At 39.7% G+C, this 900-nt stretch carries 2 protein-coding genes; both read right to left on the bottom strand.

The window, feature by feature from the left end; translation table 11 throughout:
* Window positions 1-117: 117 nt before the first annotated feature.
* Window positions 118-540: a type II toxin-antitoxin system HicB family antitoxin gene (locus tag HMPREF9439_RS09440; RefSeq protein WP_040603574.1), complete on the bottom strand. Its 423-nt coding sequence runs from the start codon at window positions 538-540 to the stop codon at window positions 118-120.
* A gap of 43 nt (window positions 541-583) precedes the next feature.
* Window positions 584-760, bottom strand: coding sequence for a type II toxin-antitoxin system HicA family toxin (locus HMPREF9439_RS13675; protein WP_008864666.1), 177 nt, complete (start codon window positions 758-760; stop codon window positions 584-586).
* Between the last annotated feature and the right edge of the window lie 140 nt (window positions 761-900).

The raw sequence follows: 900 nt of genomic DNA, 5'->3' as shown, positions 1-900 counted from the left end.
GGCTAGATCACTGAAAAACGCAAAATATCAGTGATAACCGAGGCAATCAGGCCTTTTCATTAACAACTCCAATACCAGCCTCTTAAATACTTGAGATCAAAACCTGGAATCGTAATTTTATCGAAGCTCCACAACTAACTCTTTTCCCAAAGCATTGAAGGCCCGTTGAAGGGTATCTATCTTTGTTGCATGGTCCGCTTTAATTATGTTTTGAACGCTCGGGCGTTTGATGTTCATTCTTCTTGCTAATTCAGACCCAGATACCGACTGATCGATCATTTCATAGAGAAGCCTCAGTTTAATTTGAGCCGAAAGGGGCATTCTGATTAGTACTTCTCCCTTTTTTGCAGGGGAAGCCTTAGGCAATTTTTCTTTATCGTCCAGAGCAATGGTTGCCTCTGACAAAAGCCAATCAGAGGCCATGGAAAGCGCCTCTTCATAAGTTTGACCTTGTGTGACAGGTTCGTTACCATAAAAATCACGAAAAGAGACAAGGAAAAAATCGCCATCTTTAGTAATCTTCGCTGGATAGGTAAACATTGAAAACTCCATAATTAAATTGCTTACTTCTGGTTGGTTCGGATTAGAAGCCAAGTCTTTTTAAGATAGTTTTTCGTAATCCTTCGTGAATTTCCTGGCTAGGATGCCTTGGTATCGGTTGTGGCCTATAGTCCTTGCGATAGGCGATCCAGTGATTTGAGCCATCTCGGATCTCACATCCAAGACTTTCTAACAGCTTCTTAAATTCCGAACATTTCATCTAACCTCCTTTTAATATGATTTTATATTAACATATTTTTATATTAAAAACTCTCTTTCAGGGAGAGTTTTTCTTACTTTTTATCAACAGGGCCCGTAAAACACCGTTATTCATGACGGTGATATAAGGGCCTCACAGAT

This window comes from Parasutterella excrementihominis YIT 11859 (assembly GCF_000205025.1).
GTDB lineage: Bacteria > Pseudomonadota > Gammaproteobacteria > Burkholderiales > Burkholderiaceae_F > Parasutterella > Parasutterella excrementihominis.
This window is presented reverse-complemented; position numbering and strand designations above follow the sequence as displayed.

Excerpts from the sequence above, each read along its gene's own strand:
- HMPREF9439_RS09440 (WP_040603574.1), bottom strand. The coding sequence starts at position 540 with ATGTTTACCTATCCAGCGAAGATTACTAAAGATGGCGATTTTTTCCTT.
- HMPREF9439_RS13675 (WP_008864666.1), bottom strand. The coding sequence starts at position 760 with ATGAAATGTTCGGAATTTAAGAAGCTGTTAGAAAGTCTTGGATGTGAG.